Annotated in this window: 21 protein-coding genes; 11 read left to right on the plus strand and 10 right to left on the minus strand. The window is 64.6% G+C overall.

Annotated features, from left to right (window positions below; genetic code table 11):
• Positions 1–239 precede the first annotated feature (239 nt).
• Positions 240–1,544 (minus strand): MFS transporter, encoded by a 1,305-nt coding sequence (locus tag B2790_RS16280; RefSeq protein WP_286919222.1) that lies wholly within the window; start codon positions 1,542–1,544, stop codon positions 240–242.
• A gap of 222 nt (positions 1,545–1,766) precedes the next feature.
• Between B2790_RS16280 and B2790_RS16285 the strand changes: the two genes are divergently transcribed.
• Genes B2790_RS16285 through B2790_RS16295 form a run of 3 tightly spaced genes read left to right on the plus strand, consistent with a single transcriptional unit; the run spans position 1,767 to position 4,076 of the window.
• Positions 1,767–2,930: an iron-containing alcohol dehydrogenase gene (locus B2790_RS16285; protein WP_286919223.1), complete on the plus strand. Its 1,164-nt coding sequence runs from the start codon at positions 1,767–1,769 to the stop codon at positions 2,928–2,930.
• A gap of 21 nt (positions 2,931–2,951) precedes the next feature.
• On the plus strand, positions 2,952–3,266 hold the full coding sequence (locus B2790_RS16290; RefSeq protein WP_013972037.1) for an NIPSNAP family protein: 315 nt from the start codon (positions 2,952–2,954) through the stop codon (positions 3,264–3,266).
• Positions 3,267–3,299: 33 nt separating this feature from the next.
• On the plus strand, positions 3,300–4,076 hold the full coding sequence (locus tag B2790_RS16295) for an SDR family oxidoreductase (RefSeq protein WP_025338589.1): 777 nt from the start codon (positions 3,300–3,302) through the stop codon (positions 4,074–4,076).
• 256 nt (positions 4,077–4,332) lie between these two features.
• On the opposite strand, the gene B2790_RS16300 is transcribed toward B2790_RS16295, so the two are convergent.
• From B2790_RS16300 to B2790_RS16320, 5 genes are all read right to left on the minus strand, one after another.
• Complete coding sequence (locus tag B2790_RS16300; RefSeq protein WP_025338590.1) at positions 4,333–5,268, minus strand: cyclase family protein; 936 nt, start codon at positions 5,266–5,268, stop codon at positions 4,333–4,335.
• Between the two features lie 98 nt (positions 5,269–5,366).
• A complete protein-coding gene (locus B2790_RS16305; RefSeq protein ID WP_286919224.1) occupies positions 5,367–5,909 on the minus strand; it encodes a WYL domain-containing protein in 543 nt (180 codons plus the stop codon).
• A gap of 107 nt (positions 5,910–6,016) precedes the next feature.
• Positions 6,017–7,003, minus strand: a complete 987-nt coding sequence (locus tag B2790_RS16310) for a zinc-binding dehydrogenase (protein WP_286919225.1) — start codon at positions 7,001–7,003, stop codon at positions 6,017–6,019.
• A gap of 274 nt (positions 7,004–7,277) precedes the next feature.
• Positions 7,278–8,075 carry an SDR family NAD(P)-dependent oxidoreductase gene (locus B2790_RS16315; protein ID WP_025338593.1) on the minus strand — a complete coding sequence of 266 codons (798 nt, stop codon included), beginning with the start codon at positions 8,073–8,075 and terminating at the stop codon, positions 7,278–7,280.
• A gap of 86 nt (positions 8,076–8,161) precedes the next feature.
• Entirely contained in the window at positions 8,162–9,085 is a 924-nt protein-coding gene (locus B2790_RS16320; RefSeq protein ID WP_137163569.1) for a LysR family transcriptional regulator, read from the minus strand.
• A 366-nt stretch (positions 9,086–9,451) separates the two neighbouring features.
• On the opposite strand from B2790_RS16320, the gene B2790_RS16325 reads away from it, so the two are divergent.
• From B2790_RS16325 to B2790_RS16340, 4 genes are all read left to right on the plus strand, one after another.
• Positions 9,452–10,645 carry an MFS transporter gene (locus B2790_RS16325; RefSeq protein ID WP_025338595.1) on the plus strand — a complete coding sequence of 398 codons (1,194 nt, stop codon included), beginning with the start codon at positions 9,452–9,454 and terminating at the stop codon, positions 10,643–10,645.
• A 30-nt stretch (positions 10,646–10,675) separates the two neighbouring features.
• Positions 10,676–11,782 carry an alkene reductase gene (locus tag B2790_RS16330; RefSeq protein WP_286919226.1) on the plus strand — a complete coding sequence of 369 codons (1,107 nt, stop codon included), beginning with the start codon at positions 10,676–10,678 and terminating at the stop codon, positions 11,780–11,782.
• A 243-nt stretch (positions 11,783–12,025) separates the two neighbouring features.
• Positions 12,026–12,271, plus strand: a complete 246-nt coding sequence (locus B2790_RS16335; protein ID WP_013972043.1) for a type II toxin-antitoxin system Phd/YefM family antitoxin — start codon at positions 12,026–12,028, stop codon at positions 12,269–12,271.
• Positions 12,261–12,542, plus strand: a complete 282-nt coding sequence (locus B2790_RS16340; RefSeq protein ID WP_003259987.1) for a type II toxin-antitoxin system RelE family toxin — start codon at positions 12,261–12,263, stop codon at positions 12,540–12,542. The genes B2790_RS16335 and B2790_RS16340 overlap by 11 nt, the downstream gene beginning before the upstream one ends.
• An 80-nt stretch (positions 12,543–12,622) precedes the next feature.
• Here the strand turns inward: B2790_RS16340 and B2790_RS16345 are convergent, their stop codons facing one another.
• Both B2790_RS16345 and B2790_RS16350 read right to left on the minus strand, forming a co-directional pair.
• Positions 12,623–13,018, minus strand: coding sequence for a hypothetical protein (locus B2790_RS16345; RefSeq protein ID WP_286919227.1), 396 nt, complete (start codon positions 13,016–13,018; stop codon positions 12,623–12,625).
• Positions 13,019–13,106: 88 nt separating this feature from the next.
• A complete protein-coding gene (locus tag B2790_RS16350; protein ID WP_286919228.1) occupies positions 13,107–14,015 on the minus strand; it encodes a LysR family transcriptional regulator in 909 nt (302 codons plus the stop codon).
• A gap of 291 nt (positions 14,016–14,306) precedes the next feature.
• Between B2790_RS16350 and B2790_RS16355 the strand changes: the two genes are divergently transcribed.
• The 3 genes from B2790_RS16355 to B2790_RS16365 are packed head-to-tail and all read left to right on the plus strand — an operon-like array spanning position 14,307 to position 17,905.
• Positions 14,307–15,611, plus strand: coding sequence for an MFS transporter (locus tag B2790_RS16355; RefSeq protein ID WP_025338598.1), 1,305 nt, complete (start codon positions 14,307–14,309; stop codon positions 15,609–15,611).
• Positions 15,612–15,641: 30 nt separating this feature from the next.
• On the plus strand, positions 15,642–16,883 hold the full coding sequence (locus B2790_RS16360; RefSeq protein ID WP_286919229.1) for a Zn-dependent hydrolase: 1,242 nt from the start codon (positions 15,642–15,644) through the stop codon (positions 16,881–16,883).
• Positions 16,883–17,905, plus strand: a complete 1,023-nt coding sequence (locus B2790_RS16365) for a histone deacetylase family protein (protein WP_286919230.1) — start codon at positions 16,883–16,885, stop codon at positions 17,903–17,905. The genes B2790_RS16360 and B2790_RS16365 overlap by 1 nt, the downstream gene beginning before the upstream one ends.
• 223 nt (positions 17,906–18,128) lie before the next feature.
• Here B2790_RS16365 and B2790_RS16370 read toward each other — a convergent pair whose 3' ends face one another.
• Positions 18,129–19,553, minus strand: a complete 1,425-nt coding sequence (locus tag B2790_RS16370) for a PLP-dependent aminotransferase family protein (protein ID WP_015269943.1) — start codon at positions 19,551–19,553, stop codon at positions 18,129–18,131.
• A 322-nt stretch (positions 19,554–19,875) separates the two neighbouring features.
• Between B2790_RS16370 and B2790_RS16375 the strand changes: the two genes are divergently transcribed.
• A complete protein-coding gene (locus B2790_RS16375; RefSeq protein ID WP_025338600.1) occupies positions 19,876–21,285 on the plus strand; it encodes an amino acid permease in 1,410 nt (469 codons plus the stop codon).
• Positions 21,286–21,288: 3 nt separating this feature from the next.
• Here the strand turns inward: B2790_RS16375 and B2790_RS16380 are convergent, their stop codons facing one another.
• The gene (locus B2790_RS16380) at positions 21,289–21,468 is read right to left on the minus strand and encodes a hypothetical protein (RefSeq protein WP_075044800.1); all 180 of its coding nucleotides are present in this window, start codon (positions 21,466–21,468) and stop codon (positions 21,289–21,291) included.
• Between the last annotated feature and the right edge of the window lie 89 nt (positions 21,469–21,557).

Here is a 21,557-nt window from a genome sequence, read left to right on the forward strand (position 1 = left end):
CCCGAAGCCTGCGCCGTACCTGTGGGAGCGGGCATGCCCGCGAAGCAGGCGACGCGGTGGATGGCACCGGCTGCGCCGGTGTTCGCGGCCACGGCCGCTCCCACAGGTACAGCGCGAGCCCGAAGCCTGCGCCGTACCTGTGGGAGCGGGCATGCCCGCGAAGCAGGCGACGCGATGTATGGCACCGGCTACGCCGGTGTTCGCGGCTGAAGCCACATAGATATATCGCAATCTCGATCTCAGAACTGCCGCTCGCGGTAATCGATCAAGCTGGAAAACACCGCAATCAACACCGCAGCCACCACAAAGAAGATCAGCGCAAAGAAGTAATCCCCGGTGAACTGCACGATCAGCCCGATCACGATCGGCACCAGCACCCCGGCCATGTTGCCGCAGAAGTTCATGGTGCCACCCAGCACGCCGGTGCGCGACGGCCCGCCGATGATCGTCGGCAGGCACCAGTACATCCCGCACCAACGGATGAAGAACATCGCCACGCACAGCAGGCTGATCACCGCGACGGTCTCGCCCACATAGGCTGCCGCCAGGATGCACAGCGCCGCCACCAGCGCCGAACCGCTGAACATGGTGCGCATCACCAGGTTCGGCGAGGCACCGCTGGCCCGCCAGCGGTCACCGATCCAGCCGCCGATCAGTTCGCCGACAAACCCGCACATGAAGATCAGGAAGGTCGCCCCGCCCATGGCCGAAATGTTCAGGCCATGGGCCTTGTGCAGGTAGCTCGGCATCCAGGTCAGCAGGCCGTAGAACACTGCCAGGATGCAGCTGTAGCCGGCGAACATGGCAAAGATCGAACGGTCCTTGAGCAGCTCGCGCAGCGGCAGGCTGGCCTTGGCTGCCGCGGCATGGGCGCTGGCGTTGCCTTCGGTGATGTGGCGCAGCTCGGCCTCGTTCACCCCCGGGTGCTCACTGGGGTGGTTGCGGATGTACTTCCACGCCAGGATGCCGGCCAATACGGTGCCGACCCCGGCCACCACGAAGGCCAACCGCCACGAACCCAGCCAGGCGATCAGCCCGGAAATCAGGATCGCCCCCAGGGCGCTGCCCAGCGGCGCGCCGCCATCCACCAGCACCGCGCCACGGCCACGTTCGTTAGGCGTCAGCCAGGCGCCATTGAGCTTGGCCCCGGCGGGCATGATCGGCGACTCGGCCACGCCCAGGCCAATGCGCGTCAGCAGCAGTACCAGCCAGTTGTGCGAGGCCGCGCCCAGTGCCTGGAACAGGCCCCAGGCCACGGTTGCCGCGCCAATGATGCCGCGGGTGTGGAAGCGGTCCAGCAGCATGCCGCCAGGGATCTGCATCAAGGCATAGGACCAGAAGAACGCACTGAGCATCAGCCCTTCCATGGCCGGCGTCAGGTTGAATTCGGGGGCGATCAGCGGCAGCGCCACCGACAGCGAGGCGCGGTCGATGTAGTTGATTGCGGTCAGCAGCAACAGGATCAGGAAGATGCGCCAGCGCACCGTGGTCATCGGGGCCGCAGCGGGCAGCGCCAGGTCGGCCGGGGAGGGGATGGTCTTCATCGCAGGAGCTCGTTGTTGTGATTATCGGGAGGCGTAGCAACTACGCAGGCCGATTGTTGGAGCGCTGCCGGCAGTGCAGGTAATGAAAAGAGCTGATCCGCCNNGGCGGATCAGCTCTTTTCATTATCGGCGGCCCTGGCCCGCGCTCTAGATTGCCCCGGCACGGCCCGCCAGCGTCACGGCGGGCACAACAAGAACAACGCAGTTGCCTGAGGACCCCTCATGAGCCAATTCCAGTTCCATTTCCCCACCATTGCTAAATGTGGCGCGGGCCTGGCCGACCAGGCCGGTGCGCTGCTCAAGCCGTACGTGGACGGCACCCTGCTGGTGGTCACCGACCAGGGCCTGATCGACGCTGGCATCCTGGCCGGCTTCTTCGCCTCGCTGGAGCAGGCGGGCATAGACTACCAGCTGTTCTCCGCCGTTGAAGCCAACCCCAGCACCGACGTGCTCGACGCTGCCGTGGCGCTGCTGAAAGAGCGCAACTGCACCGCCGTGATCGGCGTGGGCGGCGGCAGCAGCATCGACACCGCCAAGGGCGTGGCGGCGATGGCCACCAACCCTGGCAACATCCTCGACTACGAGGGCTACGACAAACTGACCCAGCCGCCGCTGCCGATCTTCGCCATCCCGACCACCTCCGGTACCGGCAGCGAATGCACGGCGTCGACCGTGTTCACCAACAAGCGCACGCTGTTCAAGACGGTGATCGTCAGCCCGCGGCTGTTCCCGCGCCTGGCCATCCTCGACCCGGCACTGACCCTGAAGCTGCCCGCGGCCATCACCGCCGCCACCGGCATGGATGCCCTGACCCATGCCATCGAGTCGTATGTGTCGCGCCAGGCCAACCCGATCAGCCAGGCCATGGCCCTGCAGGCCATTCGCATGATTGCCGGCAGCCTGGAAAAAACCTACTTCGTCGGCACCGACATGGCGGCCCGCGAGCAGATGCTGCTGGGCTCGTTCCTGGCCGGGGTGGCGTTCTCGCAATCCAAGCTGGGCAACGTGCATGCCATTTCCCACACCTTCGGCGGGGTGTTCAACATTCCCCATGGCATCGCCAATGCCGCCCTGCTGCCTTACGTGATCAAGTTCAACCTGCCGGCCTGCCCGGAGCGCTTCCGCGACATCGCCATTGCCCTGGGCGCCGATGTGACCGGGCTCAGCGTGGAGCAGGCCGCGGCCCGCACGGTGGATGCGGTGGTGGCCCTGAACCAGGCCATCGGCATTCCCTCGACCATCCGTGAACTGGGCGTGGACCTGGAGTTCCTGCCGCAGATGGTCAGCGACTCGATGCGCAGCGGCAACGTGCTGGTCAACCCACGCCTGACCACCGCGCGTGATGTCGAGCGCCTGATCACCGACGCCTACCACGGCAACCTCTGAATCTCTTACGGAACCACGACCATGTTCTATGAAATGCGTACCTACACCCTGCACATCGGCAAGATGAAGCAGTACCTGGAGCACTTCGAAAAGGAAGGCTTGCCGGTGATCTCGCGCTACGCCAAGCTGGTGGGCTGGTGGTACACCGAGATTGGCGAACTGAACCAGGTGGTGCACATCTGGGCCTACGAGAGCCTTGACGACCGCATCGAGCGCCGCGCCGCCCTGTACCGCGATGCGGACTGGCTGGAGCGCTTCATCCCCGTGGCCTTCCCGATGCTGGTGCGGATGGAATCGAAGCTGTTGATGCCTGCCGCGTTTTCGCCGATCCAGTGACCCTGTAACTGCATTGCATCAAGGAGCAACCCAATGGATCTAGGCATTACCGGCCGCTGGGCCATCGTCTGCGCGGCCAGCCAGGGCCTGGGCAAAGGCTGCGCCGAGGCGCTGGGCAAAGAAGGCGTCAACCTGGTCATCAATGCCCGCACCCAGGCCACCCTGGAGCAGACCGCCGCCGAGTTGCGCGCGGCCTGCCCGGGCATCGAGGTGCGCACCGTGGCCGGTGATGTCGCCGACGCCGAGGTGCGCCAGGCGCTGCTGGCAGCCTGCCCGCAGGTGGACATCCTGGTCAACAATGCCGGTGGCCCGCCCCCGGGCGACTTCCGCGACTGGGGCCGCGAGGACTGGCTGAAGGCACTGGACGCCAACATGCTTACCCCCATCGAGCTGATCAAGGCGGTGGTCGATGGCATGGCCGAGCGCGGGTTCGGCCGGGTGGTGAACATCACCTCCGGCGCGGTGAAGGCGCCGATCGATATTCTTGGCTTGTCCAATGGTGCGCGCAGTGGCCTGACCGGCTTCATCGCCGGCCTGGCCCGTCAGCAGCGCCTGGCGGGCAGCAACGTGACGCTGAATAACTTGCTGCCTGGGGCGTTCGACACGGCGCGCCTGCAGAAGACCTTGAAGGCGGCAGGTGGCGATGTGGAAGCCACCGCCCAGTCGCGACGCAAGGCCATCCCGGCGGCTCGCTTTGGCAGTGCCGGCGAGTTCGGCGCTTACTGCGCGTTCCTGTGCAGTGCGCATGCCGGGTACATCACCGGGCAGAACCTGTTGATCGATGGTGGGGCGTTCCCCGGTACCTTCTGAATCGCCTGACTGAACGCAGGCCCCTGTGGGAGCGGGTGAACCCTAATCCCGGTCAGTTAGGCAAATTGGGCCGCTTTGCGGCCCTTCGCGGGCTTGCCCGCTCCCACAGGTTTGGCGCGGAGCTCAGAAAATGCGCGGTACCTGTGGGAGCGGGCAAGCCCGCGAACACCGGCGAAGCCGGTGCCATGCACCGTGTCGCTTTCTTCGCGGGTGAACCCGCTCCCACAGGTACCGTGTCAGCCTTCAGGCGCGGCGATCAGTGAATCGCCACGGGGTTGATGTTCACCTGGGTCGAGCCCTTGTACAGCGGCTGGCCCAGCACGAACAGGAACTCGAACGCCTTGTCCTTCACCAGCGCGCGGGTGTCGATCAGCTCCAGGTTGTAGATGCCGCGCTTGGCCAGCATGAACTGGTTGACCGGGAATTCTTCACCGGTCGGGTTCGGGTACACCTCCGAAGCCCAGGTATCGCCACCAAAGGCGACAATGCCCTGGTCAGCCAGCCACTCGGCTGCCGGCAGGTCGATGCCCGGTTCGGTGGCGAGGAACTGCTGGTTGTCCTTGCCGATCAGTTCCAGCCAGCCGGTGTTGAACAGCACCACGTCACCCTTGCGCAGGGTAATGCCTTCTTTCTTGAGCACGGCCTTGATGTCGTCGACGGTGAACGAGGTGCCGCCCGGCACGATGGCCTTGCCGTAGTGAGCGGTCATGTCCAGCACCACGCCGCGGGTGACCATTGGCGGTACTTTTTCCACACCCAGCTTGGTCACGCCTTCGACCGTGACGAAATCGGCAGCCTTGTTGCCGTTGTAGTAGACGTTGTCGATACCGATGTGGCCGATGCCGTTGAGTTGGGTGCCGACGCCGGTCCAGCCGTTGACCAGTTCATCGTTGAAGCTGAACTTGTTGCGGCCCAGGGTCTGGCCGGCCTGTTCGCCAGGCTGGATGTTGTACAGGTGGAAGCTGCGGTGGCGGAAGGCCGGCAGGTCTTTGCTTACCGGTACGGCCAGCGGGTAGGTCTTGCCGGTCTTGACCAGGCCGACCGCCTGCTTGACCACTTCGGGGGTGAGCAGGTTGGCGGCGCCGATTTCATCCTGTTTGCCGTAGGGCGAGGTCTGCCAGTCGGCGGCCAGGGTGGCCTGGGCAGTGGTCGCCAGGGCGACGGCGAGCAGCAGGGGCTTGAAGCGTTTCATCGGGTACTCCTGATAGTGAGGCGTTGTCAGGAGCAGATTCTGCGCAGGGCCAGCTATGGGAAAAAGCGGCCCGGGGGACAATGACTTTTGCTTGCCGGTCAACAACCACCCGCGTGCAGCGCCAGGCTCTGGCGCAACTGCTCGAGCATGGCCTGGCGCAGCGCCTGCGGCGCCTGCACGCGGATCGAGCCGGCCTGGGACAGCAGCCAGCCCATCAGCGCACGGTTGTCGTTGACGGTGGCGACCAGGGTGGCGCCACCGTCCGCTTGCAGCGTCAGTTGCATATCTGCCGACAGGGGCGCCGCTTCCAGGCGCCGGGCCAGCGCATCATCGACCCAGGCGTGCAACTCGACCTGTTCCGGGGGTGTGAGCGCATCGGGCTGCAGCTGTTGCGCTTCACCCAGGTTCAGGCCCGGTTGCCAGTACCAGCCGTAGGGCATGCCTTTGCTATTGCACTGCAGCGGGAACAGCGCTGCGAGTTCGACCAGGTCGCGTTCGACGGTGCGTTTGCTGGTGATATGGCCCACGGTTGTCAGGGCGGCCTGCAACTGGGTGGAACTCATCCCCGGGTGGCGGCCGGGCAGCAGCTTGAGCAGCTGCCACTGGCGGGCGATGGTGTGACGGGTAGGGTGGCTGGGCAAAGGGTTCGTCCTTGAAGGCAGGCACGAAGCCTGCCTGGGTAGTGGCGTTTAGCTATTGCCCAGCATACCTTGTAGCAGAATGGGATCCAAGTTCTCGCACACGGCGTTCAGTCGAGGCGCGTCACCCATTTGCCTGCGCCTTGGCCCTCTTTCAGCTGCCGCAGAGCCTGTGGCAGTGCCGAGAAGGCGAACTCGCGGCGCTGTGGCGCGATCAGGCTGCCATCGGCGACGGCCTGCAGCAGGCGTTCACCGGCCACGCGCAGGGCTTGACGATCCGCCAACCGGCCATGGGCATGAATGCTGTTGAGCGCCACTTCATGCAGCGAGATCGCCGTGCCGAAGGCGGGCGTTGGCGCGGTTTCCTGGCGGTCCTGGATGCACACCAGGTGGCCGTTGTAGCCGAGCAGGTGGGCAAGGCTGCCGGCATGGGCGCCGCTGACGGTGTCGAACAGGGCATGCAGCGAGCGCTCGCCCAGGGCGGCCTGCAGTTGGTCCTGCCAGTCGGCGTCGTGGTAGTCGAACACCCCACTTACACCAAGGGCCTTGAGCGTGGCGTGGTGGCGTTGGCCTGCACTGGGCCACACGCGCAGGCCGCGTTGCGCGGCCAGTTGCGCGAGGTAGAAGCCCACCGCGCCACCGGCGCCGATCACCAGCACGTCGCGGCTGGCACCTTCGGGCACCTTGGCCAGGGCCTGCCAGGCGGTCAGGGCGGGGCAGGGCACGGCGGCCGCGGCGGTGTCGCCGAGCGCACTGGGTATATGCATCACCAGGCTGGCATCCAGCAGGCAGTGCTCGGCAAAGCTGCCGTCACGCGCCAGCGATTGGTGGTAGGCAACGCGGCTACCCAACGGCATGTCGACGCCTGCGCCAACGGCGACTACCACACCGGCGCCATCCACGCCCGGGACCGTGCCTTGCTGCCAGGCAGGGTGGCCCCACTCGCAGATTTTCCAGTCCACCGGGTTGAGGGCAATGGCGCGGTTGGCCACCAGCACCTCACCGGGGCCGGGTTGTGGCAGGGGTTTACGCAGCAGTTGCAGGCCGTCGAGGCCGGCGTTCGGGGTCCAGGCCCAGGCTTGATGATCGGTTGGCATGGTGCGGGTCCTTTCGAGACGGGTGTGGGCGGCAGGCTAGCGGGGATCAAGAGGGGGAAACAGGTGCGGTGACGGCAAGGTGTTTTGACTGGAAGACAAAAAAGCGGGGCCGCTGTGCGCCCCATCGCCGGCAAGCCAGCTCCCACCGGAATTGCACAGGCTCCGGGCGGGTGCTGTACCTGTGGGAGCTGGCTTGCCTGCGATGGGCTGCAAAGCAGCCCCAATTCACATGGCCTTGAACAGCGCTTCGGTCGACGGGTAGCCGGGGGTGAAGTCAGATAGCCAGGCTGTCGACTACGCCGCCGTCGACCCGCAGCGCTGCACCGGTGGTGGCGGACGAGTAAGGGGAGGCGAGGTACACCGCCAGGTGGGCGACTTCGTCGACATCGGCGGCACGCTGGATGATCGAGCTCGGCCGTGCAGTACGCACGAAGTTGTCGGCTTCTTCACGAATGCTGCGCCCGGACGCCTGGGCTGCATCAGCCACCAGCGCGGCCACGCCGTCGGTCAGGGTCGGGCCGGGCAGCACTGCGTTCACGGTTACCCCGGTGCCGGCCAGGCGCTTGGCCAGGCCATGCGATACCGCCAGGTTGGCAGCCTTGGTGACGCCGTAGTTGATCATGTCGGCAGGGATGGCGATGCCCGATTCCGAGGAGATGAACAGGATCCGCCCCCAACCTTTCTCGACCATGCCCGGGGCATAGTGGCGGGCCAGGCGCACGCCGCTCAGCACGTTGGTGTCGTAGAAGCGCGTCCACTCGCTGTCGGCCACGTCGAAGAAGTCGACGTCGTCGTAGATGCCCAGGTTGTTGACCAGGATGTCGGCCCTTGGGTGGGCGGCGAACAGAGTTTCGGCACCGGCGGCGGTGCCCAGGTCGGCGACCACACCGTGGATCTGCCCACGGCCGCCTTGCTCCCGCAGTTCGGCCAGGGCGGCATCCAGCGACTTCTGGCTGCGGCCGGCAATGACTACGTCGGCGTTGGCGCGGGCCAGGCCGCGGGCGATAGCCAGACCAATACCGCCGGTCGAGCCGCTGATGATGGCGGTGCGTCCGCCGAGGTCGATGTTCATGGAATGGCTCCTGTGGGTGAGTTGCATCGATAGGAGCCATCCTAGTGAAGCGCGGTCAGACTGTAAAAGACGTAATTCGACTGAGTTCAGACCTGGTTTGACTTATCAAGCCCTTGCTCGGCCAATGCCAGCACCCGCTCGCGGAAAATGCCCACGATCGGCCGCAAGTCGACCTGGTGCCAGACCGCCCACAACTGCTCGCTGGGCTGGAACCAGTCCAGCTGGCGCAGCATCACGGTCGGCCCGGCGCTGGCCGACAGGCTGCTCTGCACCATGGCCAGGCCCAGGCCGGCGGACACCAGGCCGAGCACGCTCAGCGGGTCGTTGGCCTCCAGCGACAGGCGCGGGGTGAAGCCGGCATCGCCACAGCGGGCGATGAAATCGTCACGCTTGTGGCCCTGGTCGGGCTGGCCACCGGTGATGATCCAGTCCTGTTCGTGCAGGTCGGCGGGGGTCAGTTCGGCCTTGCTGGCCAGCGGGTGCGCGGCCGGGATGGCCAGCAGCAATGGGTCGTCCAGCACCGGCTGGCCGCGCAGGTCGGGGTCGTTCTTTGGCGGCGGCTCGCAAACCAGGGCAATGTCCAGGCTGCGCTGACGCAGGCCTTCGAACTGTTCGTTGGGGGTCATGTTGTACAGCGCAATGTGAATGTTCGGGCGCTCGCCACGAATCGCCCGCACCGCGCCTGGCAGCACGCCGGCGTGGATGGCGTGGTTGACGTAACCGATGCACAGCCCGCCTTCCTCGCCACGGCCCAGGCGCTTGCCCAGCGATTCCAGGCGCTCGGCATGCTTGAGCAGGCCGCGCGCTTCGGCCAGGAAGGTGCGCCCGTCCCTGGTCAGGTACAGGCGCTGGTTGCGCCGTTCGAACAGCGCCAGGCCAAGGTTGTCCTCCAGCTGGGCGATCTGCCGGCTGAGGGGGGATTGGGAAATATGCAGCTGCTCGGCGGCCCGGCCGACGTTCTCGCATTCGGCGACGGCTACAAAGTAGCGCAACTGACGTAGATCTTGCATGAGACCTCCTGGGACTTAACTATTAACAATTATGACTTGGGCGGTCTCGATCTTGCCAGCCTGGGATGCGTTCATTTCGTCGGTTGAGCATGGCGAGATCAACGCAAGGGGAGGGCTTCGCCCTCCATTCGCGGGCACGCCCGCTCCCACAGGTACTGCGCTGCATTTGAAACAGCGCTGTACCTGTGGGAGCGGGCGTGCCCGCGAATGCGTCTGTCCAGGCAATAGAAAAGATTGACCCTTTCGCAACAGCCCAGTCGCAACCTTTGCTTCCAGATCAAAACTCATTGTCCGATCCCTACCTTTTTCCCATCCCCACATCCCCCGAGAATTCACCCATCCCAACCTTCCACAGGTGATTCTCAAATGCCTCTCGCCTTGTTAGCCCTGACCCTGGCGGCCTTCGCCATCGGCACCACGGAGTTCGTGATCGTCGGCCTCATCCCGACCATCGCCAATGACCTGGCGGTCACCCTGCCTTCGGCCGGCCTGCTGGTCAGCCTTTACGCCCTCAGCGTCGCCATCGGCGCGCCCCTGCTCACCGCCATGACCGGCCGCGTCCCGCGCAAGCTGTTGCTGGTCGGCCTGATGGCGCTGTTCACCGCCGGTAATCTGGTGGCCTGGCAGGCGCCCAGCTACGAATCGCTGATCATGGCGCGCATCCTCACCGGCCTGGCCCACGGGGTGTTCTTCTCGGTCGGCTCGATCATCGCCACCAGCCTGGTGCCGAAAGAAAAAGCCGCCAGCGCCATCGCCACCATGTTCAGTGGCATGACCGTGGCCTTCGTCACCGGTATCCCGCTGGGTACCTTCATCGGCCAGCACTTCGGCTGGCGCGTGACCTTCCTGGTGGTGGCTGCCTTCGGCCTGGTGGCGCTGCTTGGCGCACTGCTGTTCGTGCCCAAGCGCATCCAGCACAGCCAGCCGGCACCGCTGCTGCGCCAACTGCGGGTGATGCTGCAACCGCGCCTGCTGCTGGTGTATGCCATGACTGCCGTGGGTTACGGCGGCTCGCTGATCGCCTTCACCTTCCTTGCCCCGATCCTGCAGGACATCGCCGGCTTCGGCGCCAACAGCGTCGCCCTGGTGCTGCTCGCCTACGGCGTTTCGGTTGCCCTGGGCAACATCTGGGGCGGCCGCCTGGCCGACCGCAAAGGCCCGGTCAAGGCACTGTCGATCATCTTCCTGCTGCTGGCCGTGGTGCTGCTGGCGCTGACCTTCACCGCACCGCATCCGGTGCTGGTGGTTATCACCGTACTGGCCTGGGGCGCGGTGGCCTTCGGCAATGTGCCGGGCCTGCAGGTGTACGTGGTGCAGCAGGCGGAAAAGGTCGCCCCCGACGCAGTCGACGTGGCTGCCGGTTTCAACATCGCCGCCTTCAACCTGGGTGTGGCCGGTGGCTCCTGGGGCGGTGCCCAGGTGGTGCAACAGCTCGGCCTTGGCCACACCCCATGGATTGCCGCGCTGGTCACCCTTGGAGCCCTGGCCCTGACCCTGTACAGCGGCCGCCTCGACCGCCGTGTACCTGCCCAGCCACAACCTGTCGTCAGCCGCGCCTGACCCCTGATTTGCCTTACGGAGATGCACGTAATGACTCAAGATCCGCTGTTCCAACCCCTGCAATTCGGCGCCCTTAACCTGCCCAACCGCGTGCTGATGCCGCCGATGACCCGCTCCCGCGCCGCCCAGCCTGGCGATGTACCGACCGCGCTGATGGCCGAGTACTACGCACAACGCGCCAGTGCCGGGCTGATCGTCAGTGAAGGCACCTGGATCTCGCCACTGGGCAAGGGTTACGCCCGTACCCCGGGTATCCACACCCAGGCGCAGATCGACGGCTGGCGCCTGGTCACCGAGGCGGTACATGCCGCAGGCGGGCGCATCTTCGCCCAGCTCTGGCACGTCGGCCGTCTCAGCCACAGCAGCCTGCTCGGCGGCCAGGCACCGGTGTCGTCCTCGGCGATGCAGGCCGAAGGCGTGAACGTGTTCATCGACAATGCCGACGGCACGCCAGGCTTTGTCCAGGCCTCGAAACCACGCGCGTTGAGCGAAGCGGAAATTGCCGAGATCATCGAGCAGTACCGCCAGGCTGCGCGCAACGCCATGGCGGCCGGTTTTGACGGTGTCGAGTTGCACGCGGCAAACGGTTACCTGGTCAACCAGTTCCTCGATTCCGGCGCCAACGACCGCACCGACCGCTACGGCGGTTCGCTGGAAAACCGCCTGCGTTTCCTCGACCAGGTCACCCGTGCGCTGGTCGAGTGCACCGGCGACGCCCAGCGCGTAGGTGTACGGCTGGCGCCGCTGACCACCCTCAATGGCTGTGTCGATGCCGACCCGGTCACCACCTATACTGCAGCGGCCAAACGCCTGGGCGAAATCGGCATCGGCTACCTGCACATTGCCGAAGCCGACTGGGATGACGCGCCGGACATGCCGGTGGACTTCAAGCAACAGCTGCGGGCGGTGTTCCCCGGGGTGATGGTGTATGCCGGCAAATACACCGGCGAACGTGCAAGGCGCGCGCTGGAGGAGGGCTGGGCTGACCTGATCGGCTTCGGCCGGCCATTCGTGGCCAACCCGGACCTGCCGGCGCGGCTGAAGCTGAATGCGCCCTTGGCCGAGCACGAACGGGCCACGCTGTTTGGCGGTGATGCCCATGGCCTGACCGACTACCCGGCACTGGCAACAGCCTGACCCCGACCGCTCCTCATGGAACTGCAAATGACTCATTGAGTTAGCAGGGACCCTGTGGGAGCGGCTTTAGCCGCGAACACCGGCGCAGCCGGTGCCATGCACCGCGTTGGATTCAAAGGGCTGGGCGATCTCCCACAAACACGGCATTTCGCCTGTCGTGTCTTACCTCTGTGCTTGAGCAGTGACGACTTGTTTGTGTCCTATATATGGACCAAAATATGGCTCTCTATTGAGGGTGTAAACATGCAAAACATATTCGCTGACGTGGCCGTAAGCGTGTCGGAACTGAAAAAGAACCCATCCGCGGTGATGACCGGCGCTGCGGGTATGCCCGTCGCCGTGCTCAATCACAACCGCGTGATGGGTTACATGGTGCCGGCCGAACTGTACGAGGCCATGATGGAACGCTTGGAAGATCTCGAATTGAGCGAACTGGCCAAGTCGAGGTTGGGTGAAAAAGGCGTACCGGTATCCCTGGATGACCTATAAACTCGAATTCCTGCCTTCGGCACTGAAAGAGTGGGGCAAGCTAGGCCACACCGTGCGCGAACAGATCAAGAAAAAACTCGCCGAGCGCCTGCAGTCACCCAAGGTACAGGCCGACGCGCTGCGTGACCTGCCGAACCACTACAAAATCAAGCTCAAGGCCTCTGGATATCGCCTCGTCTATCGAGTCGAGGACGAGCGTATCGTTGTAGTGGTGGTATCGGTTGGCAAGCGCGAGCGTAGCGAGGTGTATCGATCCGCTCAGAAGCGGTAAACATCATCAGCGGTGTAGCCATCCTGCAAACGCCGCGCGCTACGAATGAGCTTCGCTCACAATCCCCCTGTTCCTCGTTGCTATTCCATCAGCATCACAGCATTGGCGTATTTTTCCTGGTCCGGTGTGAACGTTGTCAGCATGCCGGTGTGATTACAGGTCAGGGTGAGCTCTGTTCGCGTATCGATGAACAGATCCTCGCCGCGAAGGCCCTGCCATTGCGCCAGGTACTTGAACGAACCGTACTTCATCGGTTTCTTCAAAGCGCGATCATGGCCACCTTTCCAACCTAGCACCGGGAGTGCGCCATCGGCGCAGTGCCGGGCAAGTTCTGGATGGGCCAGAGCCCGCTCACGGCCAATCTCCCAGCAGCGGATCAAGCCCTCGTCGGGCCCCTTCCATGCTTCTTCCCAGGTGATCAAGGGGCGGATGGGGTGATGAATGGGGCGTCGAATGACCCCGGTAGCTCGATCCATGACTGAGATTGTCCGTAATGTTCAGTTGGTCTGGATGCTACTAATTGGCCACTATCGTGTCCAGTGCTCGCCGACCCCAGCTATGCGTTCAGTCAAGGCTCTGCTGCAACGCCTCGATAAACACCTCTTCTGCCCGGCTGAAGCGTTGCTCCCTGTTCCACAACAGGTGGATATCCACATCGGCAATCCCTTCCTGCGGCGGCAGCTTCCACAGCAACCCGGCGTCTACATCCGGCGCCACCACATGCTCGGGCAGGCAACCTATGCCAAACCCGGCGATCACCAGCCGGCGTACTTCTTCAAGGCTTGGTGACGATGCCACGATCCGCCCGGCAAACCCTTGCTGGTCGCGGAAAATGGTCAGTGGCGACAGCATGCCGCCAATCTGGTCACTGGTGAAACTGACGAAGTTCTCCCGCTGCAGGTCGCCTTCGTCCTGGCCGAACAGGGCATGGTGCTTGCCACAGAAGAACGCATAGCGCTGGCGCAGGAACAACCGTTGCTCCAGCCGTGGCTGCGCACGCCGGTTCAGGCTGAGGCCCGCCGTTGCGGTTTTTTCCTGCAGGGCGGCGACGATGTCGGAGCTGCGCATCACGTCGATCTCCAGCTCCACCCGCGGGTGCTGGCGGTGGACGTCGGCGAGGAAGTCGTCGAAGCGTTCGTTGACGATACGGCTGATCATCAGCAGGCGTACCTTGCCCACCAGTTCGTCCGCCGGCTGCTCCAGCAAGCCGCCGATCTGCGACATCTGCCCATAGACCTCGCCGGCCAGCTGGAACAGCTGCTCGCCCATTTCCGTCAGCACGAAGCGCGGCCCGCGGCGGGCGATGAGCTGGCGGCCAAGTTGTTCTTCAAGGCGCTTGAGCGCCTGGCTCACTGCCGGCTGGGTGAGGTGCAGGCGGGCGGCCGCACGGCTGATGGACAGCTCCTGGCCGATGACCCGGAAGGTGCGCAGCAGGTTCCAGTCGAGGCGGTCGTTGAGCAGACGGTCGGGCATGGCAGGGCTCGATAATAAGCAGGGCTAATATTTCGAATAATAAATAGAAAATTGACTAATCATAGCCCCGGGCCGATAAATTGCGGGTATCGGGGCCTGCCGAGTCGGTGTTGGCTTCTTCGCGGGCTCGCCCGCTCCCACAGGTACTGCGCAGCATTCGAAACCTGTGGTGACCCTGTGGGAGCGGGCAAGCCCGCGAAGAAGCCAACACCGATTCAACAAGCCAAGCGCCACAAGAGCGCCCTCGTGCCCCCAACAACTCCTGCCAGAACAACAAGCAAAGGAGCCCCCATGAAGCCCACCGCTTCCCCCCAGCCACGTCGTGCCGCCGCCGCCGCGTTCATCGGTACCATGATCGAGTGGTACGACTTCTACATCTACGCCACCGCCGCCGCCCTGGTGTTCGGCGCGCTGTTCTTCCCCTCCGACAACAGCCTGTTCAGCACCATGGCCGCGTTCGGCACCTTCGCCGTCGGCTTCTTCGCCCGGCCGCTGGGTGGCATCGTATTTGGCCACGTGGGCGACCGTATCGGCCGCAAGAAGTCGCTGGTCATCACCTTGCTGATGATGGGCATCGTCACCGTGGGCATCGGCCTGCTGCCGACCTACGCACAAATCGGCGCCAGCGCGCCGGTACTGCTGATCCTGCTGCGCATCGTCCAGGGCATTGCCGTGGGCGGCGAGTGGGGCGGGGCGGTGCTGATGGCCGGTGAGCATGCACCCAAGGGCCGGCGCAACTTCTTCGCCTCGTTCGCCCAGCTGGGCAGCCCGGCGGGCCTGATCCTGTCGCTGCTGGCCTTCGGCGCGGTCACCCGCCTGCCGGAAGAAGACCTGATGAACTGGGGCTGGCGCGTGCCGTTCCTGGCCAGCGCGCTGTTGCTGCTGGTGGGCCTGGCGATTCGCCTGGGGGTGAATGAGTCGCCCGAGTTCATCGCCAGCCGCGAGCAGGCGGAAAAGGCCCGGCGCAAGGAGCAGGCCCCGGTATTCGAAGTGCTGCGCACGGCCTGGCGCCCGCTGTTGCTGTGCATCGGTGCCAATACCCTGGGTATTGCCGGGGTCTACTTCACCAACACCTTCATGATCAGCTACACCACCCAGCAGTTGCACCTGGAGCGTTCGTTGATCCTGGAGTGCCTGTTCTTCGTGGCGATCATCCAGTTCTGCGTGCAGCCGTTGGCCGCCTGGCTATCGGAAAAGATCGGCGCCACCCGCTTCCTGGCCCTGGTCGCGCTGCTGGCGATGGCCTCGCCTTACCCGATGTTCGTGCTGGTCAGCTCGGGCCAGGGCCCGTTGATCGTACTCGGCATCGCCCTGGCCGCCGCGTGCATGGCGTCGTTCTACGCGGTGATCGCCGGCTATGTCAGCGGCATGTTCGACACCCGCGTGCGCTACACCGCCATTTCCCTGGCCTACCAGATCTGCGGCGCCATCGCGGGCGGCCTGACCCCGCTGATCGGTACCTGGCTGGCCCACACCTTCACCGGCCAATGGTGGCCGATGGCGGTGTTCTACACCCTGATCGCCACTATTTCGCTGGTCTGCGTGCTCGCCCTGGCGCGCCAGTACGCCCGCAGCCAGCGCCTGGAACTGGCCTGATCGAACCGCTTTTTTCTGGAGTACCCGCACATGTTGAAAAGCAATGGCGAACGCCTGTGGGCGAGCCTGATGGCCATGGCCGAAATTGGCGCTACCGCCCGTGGCGGCAGCTGCCGCCTGGCCCTGAGCGACGAGGACAAGGCTGGCCGTGAACTGTTCAGCCACTGGTGCCGCGAAGCCGGCCTGACGCTGACTGTGGATGCCATCGGCAACCTGTTCGCTCGCCGTGCTGGCAGCGACCCCGATGCAGCGCCGGTGATGATGGGCAGCCACCTCGACACCCAACCTGAGGGCGGCCGTTTCGATGGCGTCTACGGTGTGCTGGCGGGCCTTGAAGTGGTGCGCCGGCTCAATGACCTGAACATCCAGACGCGCAAACCGCTGGAAATCGCCGTATGGACCAACGAGGAGGGCGCCCGCTTCACCCCGGCCATGTTCGGCTCGGCGGTGTTCACCGGCACCCTGGCACTGGACGAAGCGCTGGCCATTCGCGATGCCGATGGCATCAGTGTCAACGACGAACTGCAACGCACCGGTTACGCCGGCCGGCGCCCGCTGGGCGGCCAGGTCGATGCCTATTTCGAGGCGCATATCGAGCAAGGCCCGATCCTTGAAGACAACGCCAAGGCCATTGGCGTGGTCAGCGGCGGGCAGGCCATCCGATGGCTCGACGTCACGGTCGAAGGCATGGCCGCACACGCCGGCACCACGCCGATGCCGCTGCGCAAGGATGCCTTGTACGGCACCGCACGGATGATCCAGGCGGTCGAGCAACTGGCTGCCGATTTTGCCCCCGAAGGCCTGACCACGGTGGGTGAACTGTCCATCGCCAAGTCCTCGCGCAACACCATTCCGGGGCTGCTGCAGTTCACCGTCGACTTGCGTCATCACCGGGATGAAGCCATCGAGGCGATGGAGCGCGACCTGACGTTGAAGCTGCAAGCCATCGCCAATCAGCGCGGGTTGCAAGTGCGTATCGAGCGCCATTGGGTAAGCCCGGCCACACCATTCGATGCCGATTGCGTAGCCGCCGTGCAGCAGGCGGTGGATGGCCTGGGCTATGCCCAGCAGTCGATCGTCAGCGGCGCCGGCCACGACGCCATCCTGCTGGCCCGCTACTGCCCGACCGCCATGGTGTTCATCCCTTGCGTCGGCGGCCTGAGCCACAACGAAGCCGAAGACGTGTTGCCCGACGACGCCCGCCAGGGCGCCGATGTACTGCTCAATGCCGTGCTGGCCCGCGCGGGCCTTATCGAACAAGGAGACGCCTGATGCGTTGCTACTTCCACCCCGAACAACTGCTGCATCACCCACGCAGCTACTACTCGCGCGGCGCCATGCGCACCCCGCAGGAAGTCCCCGAACGCGCCCAGCGCCTGCTGCAGGCGGCCAAGGATCTGGGTTTCGACATCCGTCAACCTGAGGACGCCGGCCTCGAGCCGCTCAAGGCAGTGCATGGCGAGGCCTACCTGGCCTTCCTCGAAGAGGCCCATGCGCGCTGGAAGGAAGTACCCGAGGACTGGGGCGACGAGGTCATGTCCAACATCTTCGTGCGTGAACCCAACGCCCTGCGCGGCATCCTCGCCCAGGCCGGGCGCTACCTGGCTGACGGCAGCTGCCCGGTAGGCGAACACACCTGGCGCTCGGCCTATTGGTCTGCGCAAAGCGCAGTGGCCGGTGCCAAGGCCATTCTCGACGGCGAGCCGGCGGCCTATGCCCTGTGCCGACCGCCAGGCCACCATGCGCGCTTCGATGCGGCCGGTGGTTTCTGCTACATCAACAATGCCGCTGTCGCTGCCCAGGCCTTGCGCAGCCGCTACAGCCGCGTGGCCATCCTCGATACCGACATGCACCACGGGCAGGGGATTCAGGAAATCTTCTACGACCGCCGGGATGTGCTGTATGTGTCGGTGCATGGCGACCCCACCAACTTCTACCCGGGTGTGGCCGGGTTCGCGGACGAGCGTGGCAGCGGTGCGGGGGAGGGGTACAACCTCAACTTGCCGATGGCGCATGGGGCTAGCGAAGCGGACTTCATGGGCGAACTGGAGATCGCGCTGGCTGCGGTGAAGGACTTTGGCGCCGAGGTGCTGGTGTTGTCGCTGGGGTTCGATATCTACGAACTGGACCCGCAGAGCAAGGTGGCGGTGACGACTGAAGGGTTTGCGGTATTGGGCGAGCGGATTCGGGCGATGCGCTTGCCGTGCCTGATCGTGCAGGAAGGGGGGTATCACCTGGAGAGCCTGGAGGCGAATGCGCAGGCGTTCTTTGCCGACAAGGCGGACTGGCGATAAGTGCCAGGGGCCGGCAGCCGAGGAATGGCTGCCGGCCTCTTCGCGGGTGAACCCGCTCCCACAGGGATCGCGAAGCCCTTGGGCTTTCAGCAGGGCGCTCCCAAAGGGGTATCACTAACCTCAAGGCTGGTGGGAGCCATGTGGGAGCGGGTTTACCCGCGAAGAGGCCGGGGCAGGCAGCCCATGAGCGCAAGGTGGGCGCACGGATAGCCGAAGCAGCCCGTTACACCCCACCCCGGCGCACATGCTTCACCAACACCTTCTCCAGCAACTCCCACATCGCCGGCTCGGTACTGAACGCCACGTTGAACCGCATCCACCCGGTCGCCTTGGCATCGACCATGAACAACTGCCCGGGCCCGAGCATGATGCCTTTCTCCAACGCATCATCCAGCAACGCCGCGCTGTCCGGAATCGCCGGGTGGCGGGTCCAGATATACATCCCTTCATCCGACTCGATGAACAGCTCGAAGCCCAACCGATGCAGATGCCGGCCAACTTCCTGGTGCGCCTCGGCCAAACGCTGGCGCAGGCGCTTGAGGTGCTTGCGCCAGCGCCCGTCGATGATCGCGGCATACACCACGCGCTCCATCACCTGCGAAGTGGTCAGGCCCGAGCGCATCTTCAGGTGCAGCAGCTTCTGCATCAGCTCGGGGTTGGCCAGCATGTAGCCGACCCGCACATTGGGCGAAATGCTCTTGGAGTAGCTGCCCACGTACACCACCTGCTGCAGGTGGTCGAGGCTGGCCAGGCACGGCTGCGGTTCGGCGACCATGTCGGCATACAGGTTGTTTTCCACCAGGCGGAAGCCGTGCTGGCTGGCCAGCTGCAGCAGGCGGTGCAACTGCGGCAGTGGGGTACGCGAGCAGGTCGGGCTGTGCAGGTGCGGCTGGGTGAAGAACGCAGTGGGGCGGTGATGGGTGAGCAACTGCTCCAGTTGGTTCAGGTCGTAGCCGGCCGGTGTGCGCGGTACGCCGACCAGGGTTGCGCCCTGGGTGCGCAGGATGCTCATCAGGTTGGGGTAGCCGGGGTCGTCCACCAGCACCACGTCGCCCGGGCGCACCAGGGTGCGCGCGGCCAGGTCCAGGGCCTGGCTGGCGCCATGGGTGAGCATCAGCTGCGCCGGGTTGGCGACGATCGACAGTTCCTGCTGCAGGTTCTGTGCGGTCAGTGCACGCAGCTCCATCAGGCCCATGGGGTCGCCGTAGCCCGACAGCTCCAGCGGGCTGCCGGCCACCTGGCGCAGGCCGCGGCGCAGGCCGTCTTCGTACATCCAGTCGTTGGGCAGCCAGCCGCAGCCAGGCTTGAACGGCAGCTGGCGGATTTCGAAGATCTGCTGCAGGTACCACTCGGAGTTGAACGTTGGTCGACTGGTGTCGGCTTCGGCGTTGTGCGGGTCGAGCAATTCGCCCGCCGCGCGGTTGACGAAGAACCCCGCATTGCCCCGGCTCACCAGCAGGCCCTGGGCGACCAGACGGTCGTAGGCCTCGACCACGGTGAAGGTGCTCACCGAATAGCTCGCGGCAAAGGCGCGGATCGAGGGGACCTTGGCGCCTGGCTTGAGGGTCTGGTTGTCGATCAGCTCGCGCAGCCCGTCGATGATCTGGTTCACCAGCGGGGTCGAGGAGTCTGGATGTAATTCAAACATTTGGGCCTTCAGGTTGCGTATCGCCCGGCGTTTGCAAGGTGTATTGCATGGGCGACCTGTACAGTGCAGTGCGAGTTTCATGCCACTGTGCATGGCTCTCTGCGTCGGACATTTTTACATTAGGTGTCAGATATCGCCACCTAAAGCATGTTCAGTTCGCCCCAGGCGCCTGCCCTGGGGCGCGTCAGCAGGCCGCCATGGAGGGCCTGCGTGTGTTCGCTCACACCATCCTGCGCGCATTAGCACTGATGTACGTGAAACCGCCAGCCATCGGGGTTTCACAGATTTCCTTGGATAAAAAGAAGCACGGGGTACACAACTGATGGACGCAACATCCACAACCACCACCGCGAAAAGCGGGCACGAGAGCAAGCTCAGTGCCTCGCTCAAGTCGCGCCACCTGACGATGATGTCGATCGCCGGGGTTATCGGCGGCGCCTTGTTCGTCGGTTCCGGCAGCGTGATTCACAGCGCCGGCCCAGCCGCTGTGCTGGCCTACCTGGCAGGCGGCATCCTGGTGGTACTGATCATGCGCATGCTGGGTGAAATGGCGACTTCCTCGCCAGACACCGGTTCGTTCTCCACCTACGCCGATCGCGCCATCGGCCGTTGGGCCGGTTTCACCATCGGCTGGCTGTACTGGTGGTACTGGGTCATCCTCATGGCCTGGGAAGCTTATGTGGCGGGCAAGATCCTGCATGGTTTCTTCCCCGACGTCAGCGTCAACGTGTTCGTGCTGGCCACGACCCTGTTGCTGATCACCGTCAACTTCTTCAACGTCAAGCACTACGGTGAGTTCGAGTTCTGGTTCGCCTTGATCAAGGTGATCGCGATCGTCTGCTTCCTGATCGTGTGTACCGCTGCCGTGCTGAACATCTGGCAGTTCGGTGAAGTGCGTGGCATCAGCCACCTCACCGCCGAAGGTTTCATGCCCAATGGCATCACCACCGTGATCGGTGCCTTGCTCGGGGTGATGTTCGCCTTCCTCGGCGCGGAAATCGTCACCATCGCCGCTTCCGAAGCCAAGGACCCGGCCGCGCAGATCGTCAAGGCGACCAACTCGGTGGTCTGGCGTGTGTGCCTGTTCTACGTGGGTTCGATCTTCCTGATCGTCTGCCTGGTACCGTGGAACGACCCGCACCTGGGCGTTTCCGGCTATGGCGCCTACCGCCGCACCCTGGAGCTGTTGGGCGTGCCGTATGCCGAGCTGCTGATGAACTTCGTGGTGCTGACCTCGGTGAGCAGCTGCCTGATCTCGGGCCACTACACCGCTTCGCGCATGCTGTTCTCCCTGGCCCAGCGTGGCGACGCGCCGTCGTTCTTCAAGATCACCCGCGCCGGCACCGGTGTACCGGTGTACGCGATCATGGGTTCGTGCGCCGTGGCCGTGGTGTGTGCGCTGATCAACTTCAGCGAGACCCTGCGCCCGAAAGACGTGCTGGAAACCCTGATGAACACCACCGGCATGATTGCCCTGCTGGTCTACCTGGTGATTGCCTTCTCGCAGCTGCGCATGCGCCGCAAGCTGATTGCCGAAGGCAAGGAAGTACGCCTGAAGATGTGGCTGTTCCCATGGCTGACCTACCTGGTGATCGCGTTCATCGTGGCCGCCCTGGTAACCATGGCCTTCATGCCTGACTACCAGATCCTGGTGATCTCCACCGGTATCGCCGCGGCAATCGTGGTGGCGATGGGTGTGGTGCACCAGATCCGCACTGGCAAGCAGCACTAAGCGTCACTCGCTTCTCGAAACGGCCGGCTCCCTCAGGGACCCGGCCGTTTCGCGTTGTTGGGCATGGTTTTTTTCCGCTGGCATGTGAAAGCGCTGGTTCATCCAGGGCGAGCCGAGAAGGGCGGCGGTGGCGATCAGGGCCAGGATGGCGAGGGCGATGAAAGTTTTCATGGAGGGGCGCATACATGGACGACACCAAGCATAGGTGGTCAGTTCCGGCCCTATCGCCGGCAAGCCAGCTCCCACAGGTATGGACTGCCCCCGAAAAGTTG

The organism is Pseudomonas sp. UBA6753 (assembly GCF_002453565.1).
GTDB classification, from domain to species: Bacteria; Pseudomonadota; Gammaproteobacteria; order Pseudomonadales; family Pseudomonadaceae; genus Aquipseudomonas; species Aquipseudomonas putida_Z.